At 67.6% G+C, this 20,100-nt stretch carries 20 protein-coding genes; 4 read left to right on the top strand and 16 right to left on the bottom strand.

The genetic code is table 11. The annotated features are described in order from the left end of the window. Nucleotides 1-60 precede the first annotated feature (60 nt). The 10 genes from ACWD3I_RS37330 to ACWD3I_RS37375 all read right to left on the bottom strand — a co-directional run bounded on the left by ACWD3I_RS37330 (nucleotide 61) and on the right by ACWD3I_RS37375 (nucleotide 7,250). Nucleotides 61-702, bottom strand: coding sequence for a hypothetical protein (locus tag ACWD3I_RS37330; protein ID WP_365393996.1), 642 nt, complete (start codon nucleotides 700-702; stop codon nucleotides 61-63). 36 nt (nucleotides 703-738) lie between these two features. Then, complete coding sequence (locus tag ACWD3I_RS37335; protein WP_365393997.1) at nucleotides 739-924, bottom strand: hypothetical protein; 186 nt, start codon at nucleotides 922-924, stop codon at nucleotides 739-741. A 117-nt stretch (nucleotides 925-1,041) separates the two neighbouring features. Then, complete coding sequence (locus ACWD3I_RS37340) at nucleotides 1,042-2,145, bottom strand: hypothetical protein (protein WP_365393998.1); 1,104 nt, start codon at nucleotides 2,143-2,145, stop codon at nucleotides 1,042-1,044. A gap of 232 nt (nucleotides 2,146-2,377) precedes the next feature. After that, nucleotides 2,378-3,028, bottom strand: a complete 651-nt coding sequence (locus tag ACWD3I_RS37345) for a hypothetical protein (protein ID WP_365393999.1) — start codon at nucleotides 3,026-3,028, stop codon at nucleotides 2,378-2,380. Further along, a complete protein-coding gene (locus ACWD3I_RS37350) occupies nucleotides 3,025-4,188 on the bottom strand; it encodes a putative T7SS-secreted protein (protein WP_365394000.1) in 1,164 nt (387 codons plus the stop codon). The genes ACWD3I_RS37345 and ACWD3I_RS37350 overlap by 4 nt, the downstream gene beginning before the upstream one ends. Further along, complete coding sequence (locus tag ACWD3I_RS37355) at nucleotides 4,185-4,484, bottom strand: hypothetical protein (RefSeq protein WP_365394001.1); 300 nt, start codon at nucleotides 4,482-4,484, stop codon at nucleotides 4,185-4,187. The genes ACWD3I_RS37350 and ACWD3I_RS37355 overlap by 4 nt, the downstream gene beginning before the upstream one ends. A 218-nt stretch (nucleotides 4,485-4,702) precedes the next feature. Beyond that, nucleotides 4,703-5,743, bottom strand: coding sequence for a hypothetical protein (locus ACWD3I_RS37360; protein ID WP_365394079.1), 1,041 nt, complete (start codon nucleotides 5,741-5,743; stop codon nucleotides 4,703-4,705). A 35-nt stretch (nucleotides 5,744-5,778) separates the two neighbouring features. Then, the gene (locus tag ACWD3I_RS37365; protein WP_365394002.1) at nucleotides 5,779-6,456 is read right to left on the bottom strand and encodes a hypothetical protein; all 678 of its coding nucleotides are present in this window, start codon (nucleotides 6,454-6,456) and stop codon (nucleotides 5,779-5,781) included. Between the two features lie 225 nt (nucleotides 6,457-6,681). Further along, nucleotides 6,682-7,026, bottom strand: coding sequence for a hypothetical protein (locus ACWD3I_RS37370; protein WP_365394003.1), 345 nt, complete (start codon nucleotides 7,024-7,026; stop codon nucleotides 6,682-6,684). After that, a complete protein-coding gene (locus tag ACWD3I_RS37375) occupies nucleotides 7,023-7,250 on the bottom strand; it encodes a hypothetical protein (protein ID WP_362403340.1) in 228 nt (75 codons plus the stop codon). Before ACWD3I_RS37375 ends, ACWD3I_RS37370 begins: the two co-directional genes overlap by 4 nt. Before the next feature lie 163 nt (nucleotides 7,251-7,413). Between ACWD3I_RS37375 and ACWD3I_RS37380 the strand changes: the two genes are divergently transcribed. Both ACWD3I_RS37380 and ACWD3I_RS37385 read left to right on the top strand, forming a co-directional pair. Then, on the top strand, nucleotides 7,414-7,707 hold the full coding sequence (locus ACWD3I_RS37380) for a GntR family transcriptional regulator (protein ID WP_365394004.1): 294 nt from the start codon (nucleotides 7,414-7,416) through the stop codon (nucleotides 7,705-7,707). A gap of 71 nt (nucleotides 7,708-7,778) precedes the next feature. Continuing rightward, nucleotides 7,779-8,066 carry a hypothetical protein gene (locus ACWD3I_RS37385; protein WP_365394005.1) on the top strand — a complete coding sequence of 96 codons (288 nt, stop codon included), beginning with the start codon at nucleotides 7,779-7,781 and terminating at the stop codon, nucleotides 8,064-8,066. A 33-nt stretch (nucleotides 8,067-8,099) separates the two neighbouring features. Here the strand turns inward: ACWD3I_RS37385 and ACWD3I_RS37390 are convergent, their stop codons facing one another. The 4 genes from ACWD3I_RS37390 to ACWD3I_RS37405 form a co-directional block, all read right to left on the bottom strand. Then, a complete protein-coding gene (locus ACWD3I_RS37390) occupies nucleotides 8,100-8,396 on the bottom strand; it encodes a hypothetical protein (RefSeq protein ID WP_365394006.1) in 297 nt (98 codons plus the stop codon). Next, entirely contained in the window at nucleotides 8,389-12,831 is a 4,443-nt protein-coding gene (locus tag ACWD3I_RS37395) for a DUF6531 domain-containing protein (protein WP_365394007.1), read from the bottom strand. Before ACWD3I_RS37395 ends, ACWD3I_RS37390 begins: the two co-directional genes overlap by 8 nt. 7 nt (nucleotides 12,832-12,838) lie before the next feature. After that, on the bottom strand, nucleotides 12,839-13,150 hold the full coding sequence (locus ACWD3I_RS37400) for a hypothetical protein (RefSeq protein ID WP_365394008.1): 312 nt from the start codon (nucleotides 13,148-13,150) through the stop codon (nucleotides 12,839-12,841). 197 nt (nucleotides 13,151-13,347) lie between these two features. Further along, nucleotides 13,348-15,732 (bottom strand): lamin tail domain-containing protein, encoded by a 2,385-nt coding sequence (locus ACWD3I_RS37405; RefSeq protein WP_451084287.1) that lies wholly within the window; start codon nucleotides 15,730-15,732, stop codon nucleotides 13,348-13,350. Between the two features lie 304 nt (nucleotides 15,733-16,036). Between ACWD3I_RS37405 and ACWD3I_RS37410 the strand changes: the two genes are divergently transcribed. Continuing rightward, on the top strand, nucleotides 16,037-16,594 hold the full coding sequence (locus ACWD3I_RS37410; protein WP_365394009.1) for a hypothetical protein: 558 nt from the start codon (nucleotides 16,037-16,039) through the stop codon (nucleotides 16,592-16,594). Between the two features lie 36 nt (nucleotides 16,595-16,630). Next, the gene (locus ACWD3I_RS37415) at nucleotides 16,631-17,092 is read left to right on the top strand and encodes a hypothetical protein (protein ID WP_365394010.1); all 462 of its coding nucleotides are present in this window, start codon (nucleotides 16,631-16,633) and stop codon (nucleotides 17,090-17,092) included. 87 nt (nucleotides 17,093-17,179) lie between these two features. Here the strand turns inward: ACWD3I_RS37415 and ACWD3I_RS37420 are convergent, their stop codons facing one another. Both ACWD3I_RS37420 and ACWD3I_RS37425 read right to left on the bottom strand, forming a co-directional pair. Continuing rightward, complete coding sequence (locus ACWD3I_RS37420; protein WP_365394011.1) at nucleotides 17,180-19,237, bottom strand: hypothetical protein; 2,058 nt, start codon at nucleotides 19,235-19,237, stop codon at nucleotides 17,180-17,182. A 59-nt stretch (nucleotides 19,238-19,296) separates the two neighbouring features. Continuing rightward, the gene (locus ACWD3I_RS37425) at nucleotides 19,297-19,983 is read right to left on the bottom strand and encodes a hypothetical protein (RefSeq protein WP_365394012.1); all 687 of its coding nucleotides are present in this window, start codon (nucleotides 19,981-19,983) and stop codon (nucleotides 19,297-19,299) included. Nucleotides 19,984-20,100: the final 117 nt, after the last annotated feature.

The raw sequence follows: 20,100 nt of genomic DNA on the forward strand, positions 1-20,100 counted from the left end.
GACTTCGTGGGCGGTCAATCGCTACGGCGGTGCTCCCGCCGGAGCGGCGACGCTGAGACCTTAGTGGGCCGTCCCGGCAAGCCGGAGAGTCCGCGCGAAGTCGTCCAGTGCCTCCATGGCGGCGGCGATCAGTTCCGGATCGTCGTGGTGGCCGCGGAGCAGGACGTCGGGGAGGCCGGGCGGGGTGTGCCAGTGGTACGTCACCGAGGTCATCATGATGGTGTTGTCCGCAGGGTAGGAGCGGGTGACCCGGACCCCGTCCGAGCCCAGGTGCGGAGAGGCGAACGGCACGCTGCCGGTTCGCTGCTGCCACTCGGGGATCTCAGGGTGCGGCACCGTGAGCGCGGTGGCTCCCTCGCAGGAGGCCGCGTCATGGGCCTCGCAGTGGAGGCGGGTGGCGTGCATCACCAGCGGCATGTAGGTCAGTGGAACGGGGTGGTAGACGAACGCCTCGTCGGCCTGGAGCTTGTCCCGGAGCGTGGCGATCGTCTGCTCGTAGAAGCTCTTGTGGAAACGCCGCAGTTTGCGGGTGAGTTCGATGTCGTGGACGGCGGCCAGGCCGGTCAGGTGCAGGTCCAGCCATTCCTTGAAGGTCTTCTTGTCGATCTGGAGGTGAAGATAGCCCCAGAGGTCTGGGTTGGCATCCGTGTCGATGGGGAGCGGGGTGCCGAGGTCGGTGCTCCACAGGGTGCCTTCGGACATGGGTGGTCTCTTTCTTCGGGGGCATGGCGGAAGCCTTCAGGCGTAGTTCCAGCGGAAGGTGCCCATCACGGCATCGAACAACTCCGCGGAGGCGAGCGCGGCCAGGACCGCTTCCGGGCCGTTGTCGGGCCTGACGCGGGGGATCTCGATCGGCTCCGAGGCCACGAACGACACGGGCAGCGCGATGCCGTGAAGCCGTTCGGTGGGGAGGTAGAGGGTCATACGGGCGTGCCGAGTGGCGAGGTAGGGCGGGTTGATCGGACAGGCGATGACGATTAGCCATGTGAGCCGCCGGTCTGACCGACCTCTCGCCAGTCGCACCGCCTGCACACGCTGTCCCTAGCCCGTTGCCACAGATACGCCAGCGCCTGCCAGGGCGTCCGCAATGACTCTGGCTTCCGGTGACCGGAACTCGATGGCCTCTCCGGAACGAAGCAGTACGTCGACGGAGGCGGGCACCCATGCCACACCGCTGGAGAAGAAAACAGCGCCCTGCACTTCGGAGACGGGCAGATCGAGGGCGGCCCCGTCCGTTCCACGAAGGCGCAACGTCCCCGTGTCCACGGCCAATGCCCCGGTCCGTGAGGGGCCGTTGTCCCACGCGGAGGCGGTCGACGTGACCACAGCCCGGCCGTCCGACTCGCCGAGCCCGTAACGCACTGGATGCGTCACTGTGCCGCCGGCGAACGCTGAGGCGAGGGAGCTCGCGGCGGAATCGAGCTCGGCTCGCTCGCGATGGCGCATGAGGAGAACCTTGGGTAGACCGAGCACCAGGATCGCGAGGGCCACCAGGCCGACCAGGAGCAGACCGAGGGCGTTCTTCGGGCGTGCCAGGACGAAGACAAGGGAGACGATGCCGGCTGGGCTGAAGAGAGCCGCGTAGAGCAGAGCCGGGTGGATACGAACCCCGGCCACGTACGTCGCCGGCGACCCGGCAGAGGTGGACTGCGCGAGTTGCGTGCGATGCAGTTCCCGCCTGCGGGCTCGTGCCCTGATCACCCGCTCCCTTTCGGACCAGCCGTAGCGCCCCGCGTACTTCCTGACCGGGCCCCAGGCGAACAGCCCTGCGACAACCAGGCACGGCAGCAAGCCGAGGGCAGCATGATCGGATAGGTCGGTGAGGAGGGCCACCCCGAGGATGACAGCGAGTACCAGAACGACAGCCGCGTAGAAGAAGCGGCCATGCGGGTATCCCCGGGTGCCGTAGCGCGTGGGGAACTCGGAGTCGTGGCTGCGGTCGACAGCTGCCCACTGCTGCATCAGGTGGAAACGCTTGGCCGTCCGCTTCCGAAAGGCCCGCAGGACGAGCAACGCCGGCACGGCGACGACGGCGAGCATCACCACACCCAGTACGACCGACACGGCAACGTCGGTGGAGTCGCCCGTCTCGGAGTCGGCGGCGTCGATCACCATGGCGGGGACCAGACCGGCGATGAGTGTCACCAGAGCAGCACACAGGACAAAGACGAGCGCACGGCCTCGCGAGAGATCCTCGCGGATCAGCATGTTGAGTGCGTTCGCCTGGTCCTGTAGCCGCGAGGCACGATCGGGCCAGCTCTCCGGTGCGCTGGGGGGCTCCGGTAGAGGCTCAGCACGGAAGGGGGATGTGCGGGCGGGGGCCGAGGAGTGATCGTTGGTGGTGTTCGTCATGTCCGTTCCTGTGTCGTCCGCTCCGTCACTCGGTGTTCGGGGGGATGAAAACCGAGCGGCTGGCGATGACCGCGACGAGGCCAGCCAGCTCTCGAACCTGATCCGGGTCCAGACAGGTTCCGATGACCAGGAGTCCTTTACCACCCTCGGGCGGGCAGGAAAGCACTCCGGCGAGACCGGTTCGCATGTCCGTGCCAGCATCACCGTCCCAGTCGCGAGGGACCAGAACAGGGGGCTGTGAGATGAAGCCGATACCCAGACCCATGTCTGTGTTGAAGTTCTCGATGTACGCAGCCTTCTCGGCGAACTGCTCGTCGAATACCTGAGTCAGCAGCACCCCAAGGTCCATTTCCTCGGGGCGTTCGGGTACGGCGACGACGCCGCCGTAGACCTGCCAGACAGCCTGTGCCCCAGTACTGGGCAAGGGAGCCGTGATCACTCCGTACATCAGCACGCCGTCGGCGAGGAATCGGTCGTAGCAGTAGAGGAGCCCGTCGGTGAACTCTTCCCTGCGCTCCGGCGGAGTGTCCGGGTAGGTAAGGCGTACGAGGTCGGCGCAGCGTGCCCGGGTGGCCGCCCTGTCCCTTCCGTCGGCCAGAAGGTCGAACCAGTCCGATGGTACGAAGAGCTTGACTTCGCCGGGCTCGATGTCCGAGCTGCTGGTGACGGTACTCAATTGGTGACCTTTGGCTTCTGAGTCAGAGGATCGAAGTCCCAGGAGAAGATCTTGCCGAGAGTCTCTACGGAGTCACCGCCGCCCTCGGCTGTCATGACATTGCCTGTCCATGTACCGAAGTACTGCCCGGTCCGCCAGACGGATTCGCTGTGGCTCATGGAGTACGTGGTAGCCGCCAACTGGAAGTACCCCATGGGAAGTTCCTTTGCAGGGCCGATCAGCTGGGGCACCATGCGAGTGGGGGCTCCAGAAGCCTTGGCTGCGGCGAGAATGCCGTCGCCGAGCATGGCGCCTGCCTTGCCCAGGCCGAATCCAGCAGCGTCCATGATGACGTCTTTGGTCAACAACGCTTTGCCGAAGCTACCAGTCGTACCGACTGCAGACAGATAGTGCGCACCCAGGGCGACCCCGGCGAGAATGAGGGATGCGGCGCCGAGGAACTGCAGACCCGGGACGAGCGCGAGGAGGCCGGTGACTGCGCTGAGCAGCCCGGCGATGTCGCCGATCAGATCCAATAGCGGGGCGAGCTTCCCGAGGAGTTCGATCGCCTGATCATGCAGCCAGGCCGCAGCGTCGGTGATGGAATCGAGAGCGTTGCTGATGGACTCGCCGAGCTTCTCCCAGAAACCGGGCTCGTTCGGGGCGATGTCAATAGCCTTCTGTAACCGCTTGGCGGCGTTCTTGCCCTCCTCCTCGTAATCGGCATGGAGGGTGCGGGCGCGCTTTCGCACATCTTCTACGGCATCTGGTGCATCGCCGCTTCCGCTCGATGGCTTCTTCTTGCTCTCCGACTCGGCCTTCTCGTTGGCCTTGTCCGCCACGCCCTTGGCCTCAGCAGCCTCTTTCTCCAGGCTACGAGCCTTCTTCTGCTTGTCCTCCATGTAGTCGGACCAGCTTTGAATGACACCCTTGGCCTCGTCGAAGGAATCGTGTGCGTCCTCGATCTTCGGGCGAAATTCGTCGTCCAGGAGTTCCCGGAACGCGATGGCGGCCTTGCCTCGCCAGTCGCCGTCCGCCGCCCCTTTCAGGACGCGCTTGATTTCACCGAGGGCCTCTGCCGTGTGGCGGATTGATCCGGCAACCTTGTCCACAGCGACGTGGTCTCCAGGACACGGAACGAACCCAAGGACCGGGAAATCGTCGACAGTAGGTGCGCTCACTTCTTCTTGGCCGCCTTCGAAAGCTCTTCCGCGAGGTTCAAGTCGAGCTGGTCGAACGTCTTCTCAATGGTGTCGAGAGTCTTTGCGGCACCTTTGGAGAACTTCCGCAACTGCTTGATGCCGTACGACCATTCTTCTCCGAAATCTTCCATTCTCTGTTCCAGTTGTGATGCGCCCATGGCCTTGGCGTCGATGTCCGCCATTGCACGGATGGGCTTGGAGAAGAGTTCGTCGATATGCCTCAAATCGTGTCGCACACGATTCAGCATTTCGCCATCGATGTACAAGTCGCTCATGAAGTCCCCGCTTGGGTGAGATCTTTGGTGCAGCCGACGATTCGGGTGTAAAGCCGGAGTGAGGGACCGGATGGGCCCGCCCATCGTTGCTGTCGCACCGCGGTTACAGGACGGCGTTCCCAGGGGTAGCTGGGTGAGACCTGGTTTTGTCACGGCCCCGAACGCGAAGTTCAGGATCGGGGCCGTGAGTTGTAGGGCTCCGACGGATTACTCGCTGATCAGCGGTTCACCGCCTGGATCTCCTGGACGGTGACGGCCTGTTCGTTGCCGAACGTGCCGTTGGGGAGGTCGCCGCCGGCGCCGCCCGTGCCGGTCCAGGCGATTTCCCAGGTGATGGTCGCGCGGAGTTTGTATGTGCCGTCGCCGGAGGAGCGGAGGTACTTGAGGCCGCAGGGCGGGGTCTCGTCGGCCTTGCCCTTGGCGTAGGGCTCGCCGATGGAGCCGTCGGCGTTGATGGTGCACTCACCGGAGGCCGGGTAGGTCTGGGCGTCCTTGGTACCCGGCTCCAGCTTCAGGGACACCGGCTTCGCGGTGGTCGTGGCCTGGACGTTGAAGCCGGGGACGTTGAGGGCCGCCGTCGCCTGGACCTCGTCGAAGACGGCCTTGTCGAGCCAGGCCCAGGTCGGCAGGTTCACCTTGGTGATGGCTTCCGGTGCGAGCGTGACCTCGGTGTCGGGGAGCTCCATGTGCTGGTACGCGAGGGCGGCGAGTATCTCCGGGGTGATCGCCTCCTCGTACTGGGGCGGCGGGGCCTCGCCGTTGTCGACCCAGAACGGGATGTCGTTGCACGACCCTCGCTTGAGGATGTCCGGCTCGTCGGGGTTCTCGACCGCGGCCCAGAACATCCCCTCGCCGTCCTTGTCGACGTTGTAGTCCTTGTAGCCGGGGGTGTCGGTCCAGCCGTAGTCGTCCTCGTAGTGCTGCTGCAACTGACCGATCGCCGATCCCGCGGTGCCGCCCATGCCAGGGGTGTTCTTGGCCTTCTCGATCTCCTCGGACATCTTCTTCTTGAAGTCCTTGGCGCCGAGGTAGGGGGCGTACCAGCAGGGCGGGGGCGTCCAGTTGACGTCGGAGGACGTTACGTTGCCTGCGCCGCCGCCCTTGACTACGGAGCCTGAGTACTCGACGCGGGCGGCTGCGTAGATGCCCTTTCCGTCGCCGCCACCCGACTCCTCCGTAGCAGCGCCCTCGTCCTTGCCCGTCGGTCCTGCCGCGTAGACCGGTTCCGTGAGGACGAGGACGCCGAGAGCTACGAACATGGCCGTGGCGCCGAGCCGCCTGCGTCGCGATCCGCTCACTGGCACTTCGCCGCCTTGGTCTGGACGTACACCTTCGATGCTTGCCACAGACTGTCGGCCGTGGGGGCCTTGGCCATGATGATCTTGAAGTAGTCGAAGTCCGCGAGGCTGGGCTTGGTCTTCAGGACCTTTCCGGTCTTGATCTCTTTGCCATAGAACTTGCTTGAGTCCACGCAGAACGCCACCTCCACGGCCTGGCTGTTCGTGGTGGACCGGGTGCTGACGTCGTAGTGGCGCTCCGTGCCGGTCGCCGTCCAGCCGCCCTTGATCCAGGCGTTGATCTGGGTCTCCGCGTAGTGAAGCCCGTCACCGGTGGCATAGGTGACGACGGCTGCGTCCTTGGTCGTGCGTTTGTCGATGCCTCGGTAGATGGCGCGGAGGAAGTTCGCGGAATCCTCCATCGCCTCCGCCTCGTTCTTGTCTTTCGGCTTGTCCCAGTCGAAGAGCATGGTCAGATCCATGTCCTTCGGCAGCGACACGTCCACCCCGTCCGGCTTGTCCTCCGCCGGTGCCCCCGAGGCCGACGCCGAGGCCTTCGGTGACTCCGTTCCCTGGCCGGCGCCGGCGATCTTGTCGTTGTCGCTGGCTTCGTCGTCCCCGCTACCGCAGGCCGTCAACAGCAGTGCCGCCGTCGCCGCCAGCGCGGCAGCAACGGGCAAAGAGCGGCGCTTCACAGTGAACTCCCCGTGAGAAATAAGTTCAGTCAAGAGGTCTGACGGTATCGGTGGGGTTCCGGGTTTCGCCAGAGCGAACTTGCCTGTGAACGGGGGCAATTCGGGTCGTATGGGGGCGCTTGTGGATGTGACCTGTGTCCTGATCGTGCCCGAACGGGCGACGCCCTCGGACGCGTTGAGGGAAGGGCGTCCGAGGCCGTCGGGGTATCGATTCGTTTCGCTTTGCTATCGCCGGGTTCTGCATCTCGGGCACGCGCACGGGGGATACGCCGACGTGCGCGGCAGAGGTTCTGCCCGTCCGCCGGCCAGGATCTCGAGCTTGCCCCGGTCCTCGGTCACCGTGCCTTCGGCGTCGAGTCTGTAGACGCGCAGGGTGAGGCGGGAGCGGTGGCGGGTCCTGCTGTCGATGATGTCGAGCACGTCCGTCGGCGGCGGGTAGTGCACCGCGCAGTCCGGGCACGCGTACACGTTGAAGCCGGGGCCCGTCGGGGCGTGGACCTCGTGGACCAGGACCGGTTCCTCCGTGGTGCGTTCGCAGCGGGCGCACATGCGGAGTGCCGGGCGGGTCATCGGGTGGCCGCCGGGAGTCGTACGCCGTGGATGCGGGTCGGGCCTACGTCGATGCCGAGGGTGGCCAGGTAGGCGGCGCGGCGGCGTGCGCGTTGGAGGCGGGGAGCTGGTGGGGTGGGGATGTAGCGGAGGGGCGGCAGGGTGCCGAGGCGGTGGCGGCCCCTCGGACGTGGGGTGCAGAGGGTCAGGATCCAGGCGAGGGCCCGGACGGTAAGGTCCAGCATGTCGGCGCTCCTAGTCAGCGTTGGCCATGCCCCGGGACGGCTCCACCCGTCGCCGGGGTCTCTTTCTGTGACAAGCACGGTACAGGGTGCAGCTGGGTGGCGTATAGCGGTTAGACGCGCTCCATGGAGACGTGCAGCTGAGCTCTGTCGTACGTTGTTCGATATGACGCCAGAGCCCGGTCAATCGCCGATCGATCCGAACAAGATCGCGTACGTCTACATGCAGATGGCGGACCACATCGCCGAGCGGATCGCCAAGGGAGAGCTCCGGCCTGGTGCGCGACTGCCTGGAGAGCGTGATCTGGCTGTGGAGTACGGCGTGGCGCACCTGACTGCGCGCCGGGCCACCCGCGAACTCCGCGAACGCGGCCTCGTCCTCACCCTCCCCGCCAAGGGCACCTTCGTGGCGTACCCCGCTGAGCCGGAAGGGCCCGCAGACAGCGAAGGCGGGCAGTGATGGTGGTGTGCCCGGGGTGCGGCAGCACCGAGGTGGCGACGGTTTCGCAGGCACGCAGCGGTAGGGGTGCGATGCGCGACGATCGGCGCGAGAAGGCCGCTGCCGAGGCCGGGCTCCCGCGCGCGGAGCGGCTGTGGCGGCCCGCTCACTACTGCTACGGCTGCACCTCGGTGTTCTGCCCGGGCGGCACCCCGTGGCAGGGGCTGCTCACTCCGGAGCAGTTCAAGAAGCTGGTGTGGACCGAGGCCGGTTATGGCGACCAACTCGTAGTGGGGGACAAGGCGAAAGATGCGGAAGTGCCGTCCGGTGTCCTCACAGGACGGTTCCAGGACCCCTCAGGCGGCAGCAACAGTGACTGAAGAGCGGCCCTTTGTCGGAGTTCTGGACGATACTCACAACCGGGCAGATGTCAGCGTGCTTCCTGGTGAGATTTTCCCTGCTGATTCCCCGCTCAGGGTGACCTTGGCTGAATGAACCGTGTCCAACTGCTCCACTTCTCTGCCGTACCACTCGATCTTTTCCAGGACGAGATGCGCAAGAGCTTCACCTTCTCTCTCTTGCTGCGGCACGGCAAGGAATTCCATACCCAGGACAGCCGTCCCTTCGATGCATCGCACAACGCACACCGTGGTTTGTTGCGTTGGAACGGAAAGCACTTCCAGAACGCTCAATACTGCTTTGTCAGGCACGCTTGTGCGCCTCCTCGACGAATTTCGCAATCTGTTCGGGGGAAAGTTTCTGGATATCATATTCAAGCAAGGGGTCGATGTCCTCGTTTCTGACTCTCCTCGGTACGTTGACTCCCATTTCTGAGAGGATTTCTCGCGCAACATTCGAAGGGACCTGTACGGAGGCGCGAGACGAGAGTTCAGCCGGGCTCAGTTCAACGGGCCATTCAGCTTCGCGCACAATATACCCCTCGTGTACGGGGACCCCCTGCAGAGCACGGCGCGGATAGATCTCCACGACGGCTTCTCCGAATCTCTCGGCCTGTGTCGCAAACACGGTTGCGACCCCCGGGTCGGAGGACGTGGGTGTAATGCCGTACCGCTGCACGCCAGGGCTTCCCTCGAACCCGCGTGTAGTTCCTCGGAAAAGGTGTTCCGGGCACCCAGAAAGACCGAGAGGGTCGCTCCACGTATGCGGATTGAGGACATACGCGGCTGGATTGGGGCCGGGAGTGAGACCGAGAGGGTCCGCAGTGAGATAACGGGCGGTTTCGGGGTCGTAGTGGCGGAAGAAGTTGTAGTGAAGGCCGGTTTCGGGGTCGTAGTACTGACCCGGGAAGCGAAGAGGCGTGTATGCCGTGCTGTTCGCGGGCCAGGCGGTGCTGCCCCACAGTGTGCTGCGGGCACGCCATGCGATCTCGCCCCGCTCGTCCACCAGCTCACCGGGGGTACCGACTAGGTCGGACACGATGGCGAAGAAGCGGGAGTCGATCTCGTCTTGGGACGTGCCTGCCGTGATGCGCTCGGTCTGGGCTATCGGATGCAGGCCCTGGTGGTCCCAGGTGAGCGTGACCGGGTGCGGCAGCTCCGTCGACGTGGTGGTCTGCTCGCACAGGACCGAGCCGTCCCAGGTGAAAACGACGCGCTCGACGATCCTCTCGCCGTCCACGGCAAGGCGCAGCTTGGCCGTGCGACGGCCCAGCGGGTCATAGGTGTAGCGCCAGCGGGTGTTGTCCGGCGTGGTCACCTGGACCAGGCGATCTTCGGCATCCCACTCGTAGTGCCAGGTGTCCGGCTTGCGGGACAGACGGCTCTTCTGGCGCAGGACGATGCGGCCGAGAGCGTCGTGTTCGTAGCGGACGTCACCTGCGCGCCGGATACGGGTGCCTTCGTATGCGCGTGTGCCGATCGCCTCTCGACCATGAGACGTGGGCCACGACGCGGACACCTGGTTCCCTGCCGTGTCGTACGCGTACGTCTCCGACCAGTTCTCCGCGCGCACCGCCGTGACTCTGCCCGCTGAGTCCAGGTCGAAGGTGCGTATCCCGGCCAGGTGGTCATCGATTCGGATGAGGTTGCCGTCGGCGCGGTAGCTGTACGCGCGACGCTGGATCTGGCGGCCATCCGGTGCCGTGACCGACTGGACCGTCCTGCGGCCGAGGTCGTCGAAGGTGTGCTCCAACGTGAGCATCTCGCCGACTCGCCGCACGAGTTCACGGCCTGCCGAGTCGTAGGTGAAATCGATGGCACGCCCAGAAGCGACCATCCTCGTGCGGCGTCCAGCAGTGTCGTACGACCAACTCGTCGTCGCCCGGGCCGGTGTCGTACGGCTGGTCGGGCGCCCCAACTCGTCGTACTCATAGGCCAGTGCGCGCCCGTCGACCGTCTCCGACAACAGTCGGCCGTGGCGATCCCGCAGCATCGTCAGGGTGGTGCCCTCTGGACCTGCCGCTTGGGCAAGCCGGCCCATCGTGTCGTATGCGTACGTCGTCACCTGACCCGCCGCGTCCTTGCGTACGACTTGCCCCAGGGCGTTGCGCTCGAACGCCACCGCCTGGCCGATCGCGTTGGTGCGAGATGTCAGGCGGCCCACCTCGTCGTGCGTGTATGCGAGCGTTCGGCCGTCGAAATCGGTCTCCGAGCTCAGACGTCCCGCCGAGTCGTAGGAGTAGTCCCATGTCAGGTGCTGTGGATTGCGGACCTGCAGGAGGTGGAGTTCGGTGTCGTAGGAGAACTCGTAACGCACGCCGTCTGGACCGGTACGTGCCGACATGAGGTCGAAGTACGTGTACTCGAAGCGTGAGACGCCGCCGTTCGCATCCGTGTGGTGGATGCAGTTGCCCTCGGCGTCGTAGAGCCAGGTCTCCTCCGACCCGTCGGGGGCGATCCGGCGGACCGGCTTGCCCTCCACCGTCCACTCCAGTCGGGTCTGTGCTCCCAGAGGGTCTGCCAAGGCGATGGGGCGCCCGAACGCGTCGCGCTCGCAGGTCCTCGTCGCACCCAGTGCATCCGTCACCTCGACGGGGAGGCCCGCCGTGTCGCTGTGGATCAGAGTGGCGTTGCCCTGGGCGTCGCTGACGCGCTTGAGGCTGCCGCCTCTGGCGTAGGCGAAGCGCGTAGTGCTGCCTGCGGGGTCGGTGACAGACACTGTATTGCCGGACGCGTCGTATTCCTGGGCCCATCGCGAGCCGGCTGCGTCCACCATCAGTGTGGGCAAGCCCAACTCGTTGTATTCGATGTGGAGTTCGCGGCCATCCGGACGGACGACGTGCGTCACGTGGCCCTGCGCGTCGTACCTGTGACACGTCACCTTCCCCAAGGGGTCCGTCACGGAGACGAGTTGCAGGTCCTCGTCCCATTCCTGCTGTGTGACGTTGCCGAGCGGGTCGGTCTCGCGGATGAGGCGCAGGGCCTCATTGTGTTCGTAGACCCGGGTGTGGCCCAGGGAGTCGGTGACGCGGGTCGTACGGGCCGCATCGTCGTAGGCGAAGGTGGCGGCCAGGGCGTCACCGGTGCCGTCGGTGGCCACCACTCGGCCCTGATCGTCGTAGGTGTACCGGTATGTCGTGTTGTTGCGGTCGGTCCAGGAGGTGACGCGCCCGTCGGTGTCATACGTGTAGCGCAGCGGCAGGCCGGAGGAGTTGGTTTCCTCCGTAAGGTGGCCTGCCTCGTCGTAACCGAAGGTGAGCAGAGTGCTGCCGGGTCCTTGCGGTGCGTCCGGGTCGAGGAGTCGCAGACCTGTGATGCGCGAGAGGGAGGGGTGGCGGTCCACAACGATCTTGTAGCCGCCGGAGTGCTCCACGGCGGCAGGGATGTCGCCCTCGGTGTAGACGACGGTGATGCGGTTGCCGTTACGGTCCTGGATGCGCTGCAGGGGTAGGTCCACTGCTGTGTCGTCGGCTGCGGCGACCGGGCTGTGGAAGACGAGGATCAGACCCGTTTCGGGGTCGGTGATGCGTATCGCGCCGTCGGTGTCGCGGTCCCAGGACAGGGTGAGGCGGGAGCCGGCTGTCTCCGGGCGAACCGGTTCGTTGGTCTCCGGATCAGGAACGGGAAAGCACAGGCGCGCACCATCAGCAGCCGCGTAGACGAAGCCGTCATCGTCGGCCTGGACACGCTGGTCGAGAGTGGAGGCCCAGGAGGGGCCGAACCAGCCGCCCCAGCGATACGAGGAAATATGGGTGCGCTCCAGCACCAGCGGCAGGACGCCGGGGAGTTGGACGTCGGTGCGGAGCAGGGCCATGTCCCCGGTGGCCACGTCGATCGGATCCGCCACGAACTTCTTGACCATGTTGCGGACCGAGGCAGGCAGCTTGTTGAAGCCCGGGTTCAGCTTCAGCCGTTCAAAGGCGGCGCAGTCCAGCTTCAGGCCCTTGCTGAGCTTGGCCAGGTCCGCGGGCTTGAGTGCCTTCAGGCCCTTGCCCAGGGCCTTGCCGAGCGCACCGAAGCCGATGCCCATCAGAGCACCCTCGGTAAGGATGCCCGCCAGCTTCTCCGGGTCCTTGAACGCGGCTGGGTCCTTGAGCAGCGTGTCGAACGCGGAGAACTTCATGCCCTCCTTGGCCATCCGCCCCGCCGCCGCAACCCCGCGAATCTCCCTGAGCGCCTTCAACGCCCGCTCCACCGCCCGGATGACCTCCATCAGCCCGCGGATCACGGAGGCGAGCGCGGTGCCCTCCTTCTCGATCCGGGTGATCAGCGCGACCACCTTGACCGCCCGGGAGCCGGCCATGAGGGAGGAGGCGACCGCGGAGGCGCCGCCGGTGAGGACGGACAGGGCCAGGCCCGCGATCTCGAACTCGGCTATCTCCGCGACCAGCACGCCCATCTCGGTGAGCAACTCGTGTGCCGTGTCGGCGAAGTCGTCCAGCGCCTTGGCGCCGTCGCGCAGCGCGTCCGCCATGTCGGTGGCCTGCTTGCGGGCTGCCTTGGAGCGTTTCTGGAACGCCTTGGCGGCCTCGCCCTCCCACTCCACGTCCGCGAGTGCCTTGCGGGCCGCTTCTGCCGCGTCGTCCAGGCCGGTCGCCAGATGCCGCCACTTCTTGGCGATCTCGCGTATGCCGTCCGGGTCGACGGCAGGGTCGGTGATGCCGAGGAACTCCAGGCCGCTGGCGAGGTTGTCGCCGAACATGTGGTTGAACTTGTTGACGTAGTGCAGGGGGTTGAGGTCGACCACGCCCGGCTCAGTCCTTCTCGGCGCGGGCCGCGGCCGCCAGCAGGATGTCCAGCAGCGTGAAGGCGTCGGAGACGTCGCCCACGAACTTGGCCTCGGTCTCCCACTCCTCCTCCAGGCCCCGGGTGAGCTTGGCCAGGGTGGTCATGCCCTCGCGTATCTCCTCCGTCGCGCTCAGCAGGGAGCCGAGCGCGCCCAGCGCCGACAGGTCGTGCGACTCGGCCTTGAACTCCTGCAACGGCTTCGCCGTGTGATGCCCCAGTGCCCGCAGCCCCGTGGCCGCCTTGTGCAGTGACGTTGCTTCCTTCTTCAGGTCCGACACGCGAACCGACCCCCGTACTTCACTGTGTGCACATGCCAACCCAACGACCGTAGTGAGGACGGTTCATCGGGAGGTATGGCCTGCCTCAAGGGCGAGCAAAGATGCGGCCCACGCCAACCGCCCCGCCCCCGAACGGACATCAGCCCATCCAGGAACGGGGCGGTGGCCCGGACCCTCAGTCGGTCACATCAGGCCGGTCAGTGGCCCCGGCACCGGCTCACATCGATGCGCACGATCTGCGGATCATGATCGCTCGCCTGGTCCGCGAACTCCGCGTTGATGTGGACCACGTCGTAGTCGAAGTGGGTGATCGCGGGGGTCGTCAGCGTGTGGTCCAGGGTCTGGGAGTTGCCGTCGTAGACGTAGGTGTAGCGCTCCGCGGGCGGGAGGGTCGTGATCAGGGGACGAAGGACGCCCCCGGACGTCAGCGTCGTCACCGTCCGGGAGAACTCGAAGTCGTTCAGGTCGCCCAGGACCACCGCCTTGGCGTCCTTGTCGGCCGCCAGCAGGGACTTGACGAAGGTGTTCACCTCCGCCGCCTGTGCCGCGCGCTGCGTTTCGGAGCTGCGGGCGGGCTGCTGGTAGCGGCCGTGGAGGGGCTGGTCGCCGCCCTTGGAGGTGAAGTGGTTGGCGATGACGAAGACCGGTTCGCCGTGGAAGACGAACTCGCCCACCAGCGGCTTGCGGCTGCTGTCCCACGCGTCGCTCGTCGGGTTGATACGGCCCGGGGAGTACGTCAGGTGCGCGCCCTTCCTCGTCTTCACCACGCTCGTCGCCGTCGTGGCGTCGCCGCCCGCGCGGTCCGTGAAGGAGACCCGCTTGGGGTTGAAGAGGAACACCTGGCGGATGTTGCCGCCGGGCTCGCCGCCGTCCTGGTTGTTCTCGGGGGCGATGTAACGCCACGAGTAGCGGGGGCCGCCGGCCGCGCGGATCGCGGTGGTGAACTTCGTCAGCGTCGCCTCGGACGTCAACGTGCCGTCGTTCGTCGCACCGTTGTCGTCCTGGATCTCCTCCAGGGCCACGATGTCAGGGGAGTTGAGGTTGACTGCGACGCCCGTCGCCAGGCGGTCGAACTTCTCCTGGTCGTCCAGGGCGTCCAGGTTCTCCACGTTGTACGTCGCCACCGCCAGCTCGTCGCCCTTCTGGCGGCGGGTCACCTCCTGCTTGAGGCCGTTGTCGGCCAGCGTGCCGAGCTGTGTGGCCTGGAGGATGTAGCCGCCGTACGTCGAGTAGTCGAGCGGGCCGGTCGTCGTGCCGGAGAGCTTGGCACCCACGTTCGCCACGGGACCCGTCGTGTCCAGCGACGCCACCTTCACCCGGCCCGTGTTGGGCTCGTCGTAGGAGGAGTAGAGCGTGCCGCCGCGCTTCGTCGGGTGCTCGTCGGGCTTCACCGTCACCCACAGCTCGTCGTACGCGTCCGTCGCGCCGACCACGCGCGCGTCCGTGAACGTCGTACGCATGCCTTCAAGGGACTCGTAGAAGTCCAGGGCGTAGGTGGTGGGTTCGAGGGGGAGCGACTCGATGCTGCCGCCTGCGGCGTCGGGGGTGTACGCGTCGGGGACCGTGGTCTCGTCCAGCTTCACCGGCTCCGGGAGGGCGTTGCCGGCCGAGACGACCGTCGCCGTCGGGCCCGTGATCTCCGTGACCGACTGGCTGGTGCTGCTCGGGTGGTACTCGGTGACCCGGCCGGTGACCAGGACCGAGTCGCCGATCGCCACCGTGGGGGTGGTCGAACCCGTGTAGACGAAGACGCCCTCGCTGGTACGGGCGTCGGTGTCCGCCTCCGGGTCCTGGATCCAGTAGCCCTTCGAGCCGCTCGTGCGGACGCCGGTCACGATGCCGGGGACGCGGGTGACCGCCTTGCCGGCGTACGGCGAGAGGCGGGTGGTGCCCTGGATGTCGTGGACGCGGACGGTGCCCGGGTCCGTCGTACCGCCGCCGCCTTCGCCGCCGCCCGAATCCGGGGTCTGGCCCGCCGAGTTGACCGGCGTCGGCGTCCCCGCGGTCAGGTCGGTCGCGTTGTCGTCCGTGTCGGCCAGGGAGTCGGCGCGGGCGACCGAGGCGGTGTTGGAGGCGCCGGTCGCGGGGCCGCTGCCCTCGCGGACGACCGCGGTGCCGTAGCCCACGATGTCGAGGACCCGGCTGTCGGCCGTGCAGTCCGCGGGGGTCTTGCAGGTCAGCGCGGTGGTGCCGGAGACGAGGGCGATGGTGCCGGTGGTGGCGCTCATCGCGATGGAGCCGGAGGCGTCGGGGGCCGGCAGGGCCGTCGTACCGCCGCTGCCGGTGCCCTCGCCGACCAGGTAGTGGCCACCGGCGGCGAGCGAACCGCTCAGGGAGGTCACCTGCCACAGCGAGCTCGCGGAGGCGGTGCCCGGCAGGTACTGCACGCTGTAGGCCGACAGGTCGAAGACCTCGGAGCCCGCGTTGGCGAGCTCGACGAAGTCCCGGGTCAGGGTGGCTCCCGAGTTGCCTCCGCCGCCGTACACCTCGGAGATCACCGCGGTGGCCGACGGGGCGGCGACGGCGGTCCAGGCGGGGAGGGCGGTCAGGGCGAGCGCGCCCACCGCGCCCACGGCTATCAGCGGGTAGGCGGCGCGGCGGGCCCGGGGGCCTCTCTCCGCGTGCGGGCTGCTTCCCCCACGAGAGCTGCTTTCCTGGGGTCTTCCATCGGGGCTGGACACGCTGGCGGTCTCCTCGGATCGGACGTCGGACGGCGGGTGCGGCAACGCGCCTTCGGTCGGCGGTACTTGTGGCGGGGGCGTGGGGGATCGTGGGGAGTCGGCTCAAGTTACGCGCGTAGAAGTGGGGGCGCCAAGAGGGCGGAGGTTAAATCCTGGGAACAGGTGGGTGCGGCGGAGTCGTTGCGATCGGGAGTGCGGGGCTGAGATGGCCGGTAGTCGGTTTCGGGTGAAGGACGGGTTCGGGATCGCCGGGGGTGTCCTCTTCCTGGCTGCCCTCCTGGCCGTACTCCTGCTTGTCTTCGGAGTCGGGCGGCGGCTCGCACGTGAGGCGATTCCGGTGCTGGTGGACCTTCCCGGTGGGGCGTGGGTGGCCGGGGGCGCGTTGGGGATCGTGAGCGTGCTCGGCTGGATCGGCGGGGCCCTGGTCTTCGGGGTCGGGGCCGCGAACAAGGCCAGCGAGGGGCGGTCGTTGCGGGTCGCCCGGGCCGTCGGGAGTGCCGTCTGCTGGGCCGCGGCGCTCGGGCCGGTCCTGTTGCTGTTCAGCGGGCTGCCCGGCAGGAACTGCCGCTCCTACACATGCGAGTACCTCCCGGGGACCGGCACCGCCTTCCTCGCCTACGCCGTCACCGCGGGCCTCCTCGGCCTGCTCTGCCACCGTCGGCGTCGGGCCGTGGTCGAGGCCGGGGAGGCGGAGCGGCGGGAGCGTCGGCGCAAGCTGCGTAAGCAGGGCAAGGGGAAGAGCCGTGCGGCGCGGCAGCGCTAGCAGGTCGTGGGCGGATGTGCGCTAACGTCCCCCGCCATGCGTATGCACAGGGTGGGGAAAACGCTGGCCGTGCTGGTGGCCGCGGGCGGGCTGCTGGGTGCGGCCGGGTACGTCGTGGTGAGGTCTGAGGCGGGGGACCTGCTGTTCGCGTACGGGTGCGGGGAAGCGGAGGAGCGGCTCGGGGAGGTGCTGGCGGGGGAGTCCGTGCTGGAGGTGCCGCCGGACGGGAGCAGGGGCGGGGAGTCGTATCAGGAGTGCGACGACGACGACCGGTTCGTGGTCGCCGGGAGGTCCTACGCGTACGAGGGGTCCCCGCAGAGAGCGCTCCAGCACTACCGGGACAGGGCGTCCGCGCAGGGCTGGCGGGCCGTGGCCGGGGACTGCTTCGCGAAATCGGTCGGCGATACGACCGGGTATCTGATGGTCTGGGGGCCTGACGAGGGGACCCTTCAGGTCGAGATCACCGCGGATCGGGAGGGCAGCCGCTGGTGCGAGTGAAGTCGCGAGTGAAGTGCCCGCTCGTCACCCTTGCCGCCGGCAGCGCGGTACGTCTCGCAGCGCGCCGGGAGGGCGGTACGTCTCACGTCAGTGGACCTGTGCCGTCTCCCGCACCTTGCGGCCGAGCTTGGTGAAGCCTTCGGGGACGGCGGAGAGCAGGTCGTCCTCGTAGTACAGGGTGCGTTCCGACTCGTCGTCCGGGCCCGGCAGTGTCAGCAGCAGGGAGGGATAGTCGTTCGGAGCCGTGTCGTTGAGGCAGCGGTCGCAGAGCGGGAGCATCTTGCGGCGGTTGTTCTCGGTCGACACCCGTACGTGGCGGCTGGACTTCGCCGGGCCGTGCAGGGGGTTCACGCCGCAGCAGCGGGTGGTGTCGTCGCCGGCGAGGGCGGCGCGGGTGGCTCGGGCGAGGACGATGAGCGCGACGAGGGCGGCGGGGCCGAGGGCGTCGATGCCTTCGTCGTCTTCGGCTGTGAGCAGCATCGTCGCGTCGTAGCGGTTGCGTGCGCGGGCGTCCGCGGTCTCGCCGGTGCCGAAGGCGGTGGTCATGGCGCGGATCTCGGTCGTCGCCGTGTCGCGCAGATACGACAACGACGGTGCCGCCGGGGAGACTTGCGGCAGCGTCGAGGTCGGGAGCGGTTCCGGATTGCGGCGCCGCAGCAGCCTGCGGACGATGCCCAGGACTGCCGCCGCGAGGCCGAAGAACAGGAGCGCGGCGAGGACACCCAGGAACAGGCCCGACCAGAAATCGCCGTAGTAGAGCGGGCGCAGCTCGTCCTCGGTGACCGGGTCCGTGACCGGGTACGGGTCGCCGGGGGTGGTCGGCTCGTCCGTGCGGGCGGTCTTGTCGAGGATGACCATCAGGTCGTCGAGACGTTCGCCCAGGAGGTGGTCGTCGGCCTCGTCCGACTTCGAGTCCCCGTACGAGATGGACTCCGGGAGATCGAAGAACGTGCTGTAAGTGTCCAGGCCCAGGCCGTAGTTGAAGACGTCGATGTAGCCGTCCAGCGGGTCGGCGACGATGTAGACGCCGTCCTTGCCGTCGAGCTTGTCGCGGACCGCCGCCGCGAACGCCTCCTCGTCGCCCTGGGACTCGTCCTCGTAGATCTGCGGGACGAGTGCGACGAAGACCGGGCCGCCGCCCTTGGAGGAACTGAACCTCTCGATACGGCTGTGCAGTTGGGCCAGCTGGGCCGTGTCCAGTACCCGGGGGCTCTCCGGGTCCGCGTACACCGGGTCCTCGGCCAGGCCCTTCGCGACGCGGTCGAGGCGGGCGTTGAGGTCGATCGCCCTGGGCGGGGGTGAGGCGCTCGACGTGGTCTGGTCGAAGACGAGGGGGGCGGTGAGGGTGATCGCCACGGCGGTGGCCAGGGCGAGTGCGGCGAGGATCCAGCCTCCGGAGGCCTTCGACCGGCCCTTCGCCTGCTTGCGGGGGGCCGCTCCGGGGCGGCGGCGCCACCATCGCCGTACGTAGGGAACCAGCAGCAGCATCAGCAGGGGTACGCCCGTGATCGCCGCCCCCGTGAGGGTCGACTGGTTCTCGCGGTCGGACGGGCCGATGTAAAGGTCGGCCGGTTCGTCGCCCGCGTTGTACTTCTCGCGTGCCGCCTCCGCGCGGGCCGCGGCCTTCTCGGTGCCCTGTGCGATGGCGTCGGCGAACCGTTCGAAACTGCGCAACGGGCCCGCGTCGTAGGGGAGTTCGTAGAAGGTGACGGTCGCCGCGTCCTCCGCCGGGGCCTGTACCCCGTACGCCTTGGCCTCCGTGACCGTCGACTCGTCGATCAGTACGTACAGGCCGTCCTTGCCGAGGTGGTCGTGGACCGCGTCGAGCAGGTCCACGCCGGTGGTGGCCTGGGCGGGGAGGACGAGGACGTAGGTCGGTACGCCGGTGCGCTGGGCGAGTCTCGCGAAGTCGGGGGCGGTGGACTGCGGTATCTCGCGGGGGAGTTGGTCGGTGACGTAGACCGGGTCGGTGCGGAGTCGGGCTGCGAGGTAGGCGGCCTGGGTGTCCGTGGAGGTGGCGGACTGGGCGGCGGGAGCGGCGGACTGAGCGGTGGGGGTGGCGGTTGCGAACGCCGTGATGAGCAGGGCGAGGAGGGTGAGGAGCCGAGCTCTGATCGCGCCGTTCGCCTTCGCTGCCGCCCTCATTGCCGTGCGTCCCCGTTCCCCGCCTGCTGTCACGCGCGGCACTCTACTGGGGGACTTCGCTAGTGCGAAACGGTGTCCCGCAGCGGTGCGAGGTGGCTGAGCAGTCGTTCGCCGTCGAGGGAGGTGAGCCGGCACCAGGAGCCGTCGGTGAAGACGATCCTGAAGTCGCGCTGCGCTGTACTGAACCTCCTTCGCTCCACGGTGGCGATGTCGCTCAACTCGGTTTCCCAGAGCACCTCTTCCCAAGGATCCCTCGGGTCGTCGAGGGCGCCCAGGACGAGGAGGCGGCGGTCGGTCAGTACGGCGTGGGTGACGTCGGTGTCCGGGCGGCGGGCGGGGTCGAGCTGCCAGGGGAGGGATCGGGCGACGGTATCGGGGGCGGCCCACAGGACGGGGAAGTCCTGCGTCTCGTTCTCGGGTTCGTCCGGTTTGCCGAGGGGTTCGGAGGCGCTGGGGCCGACTCCGGTGCCGCCGAGCACCGCGGCGAGGGCGATGAGCGCGAGTGCGGACACGACCTTGAGCGTGGTGCCGAGCGCGATGCCCACCCTTGAGCGGAGCCGGTACGTCGGTCCTGCCGGCCAGCCGGGCAACTCCGCCTGTATGTCCCGGCGTTCGGCGTCGCGGAACCAGCGTCGCCCCACCACCCGGCCGACGGCGCCGGTGGCGAAGGAGACGGGGACGCGGGCGAGTTCGTGTTCGCCGGGGGCGGGCTGCCAGCGGTGGGTGGCGTGGGACGTTGCTGTCATCGGGACTCCTCGCAAGACCCCGGTGCAGGGCTCGGGTTCGGCGGGCGTGCTCGGGTTCGTGTCCGTGATCTTAAGCAGCGGAATCGCGCTGAAATGCCGGTGGATCACCCGGTGGGG

The sequence above is a fragment of the Streptomyces sp. NPDC002817 genome (genome assembly GCF_053592055.1).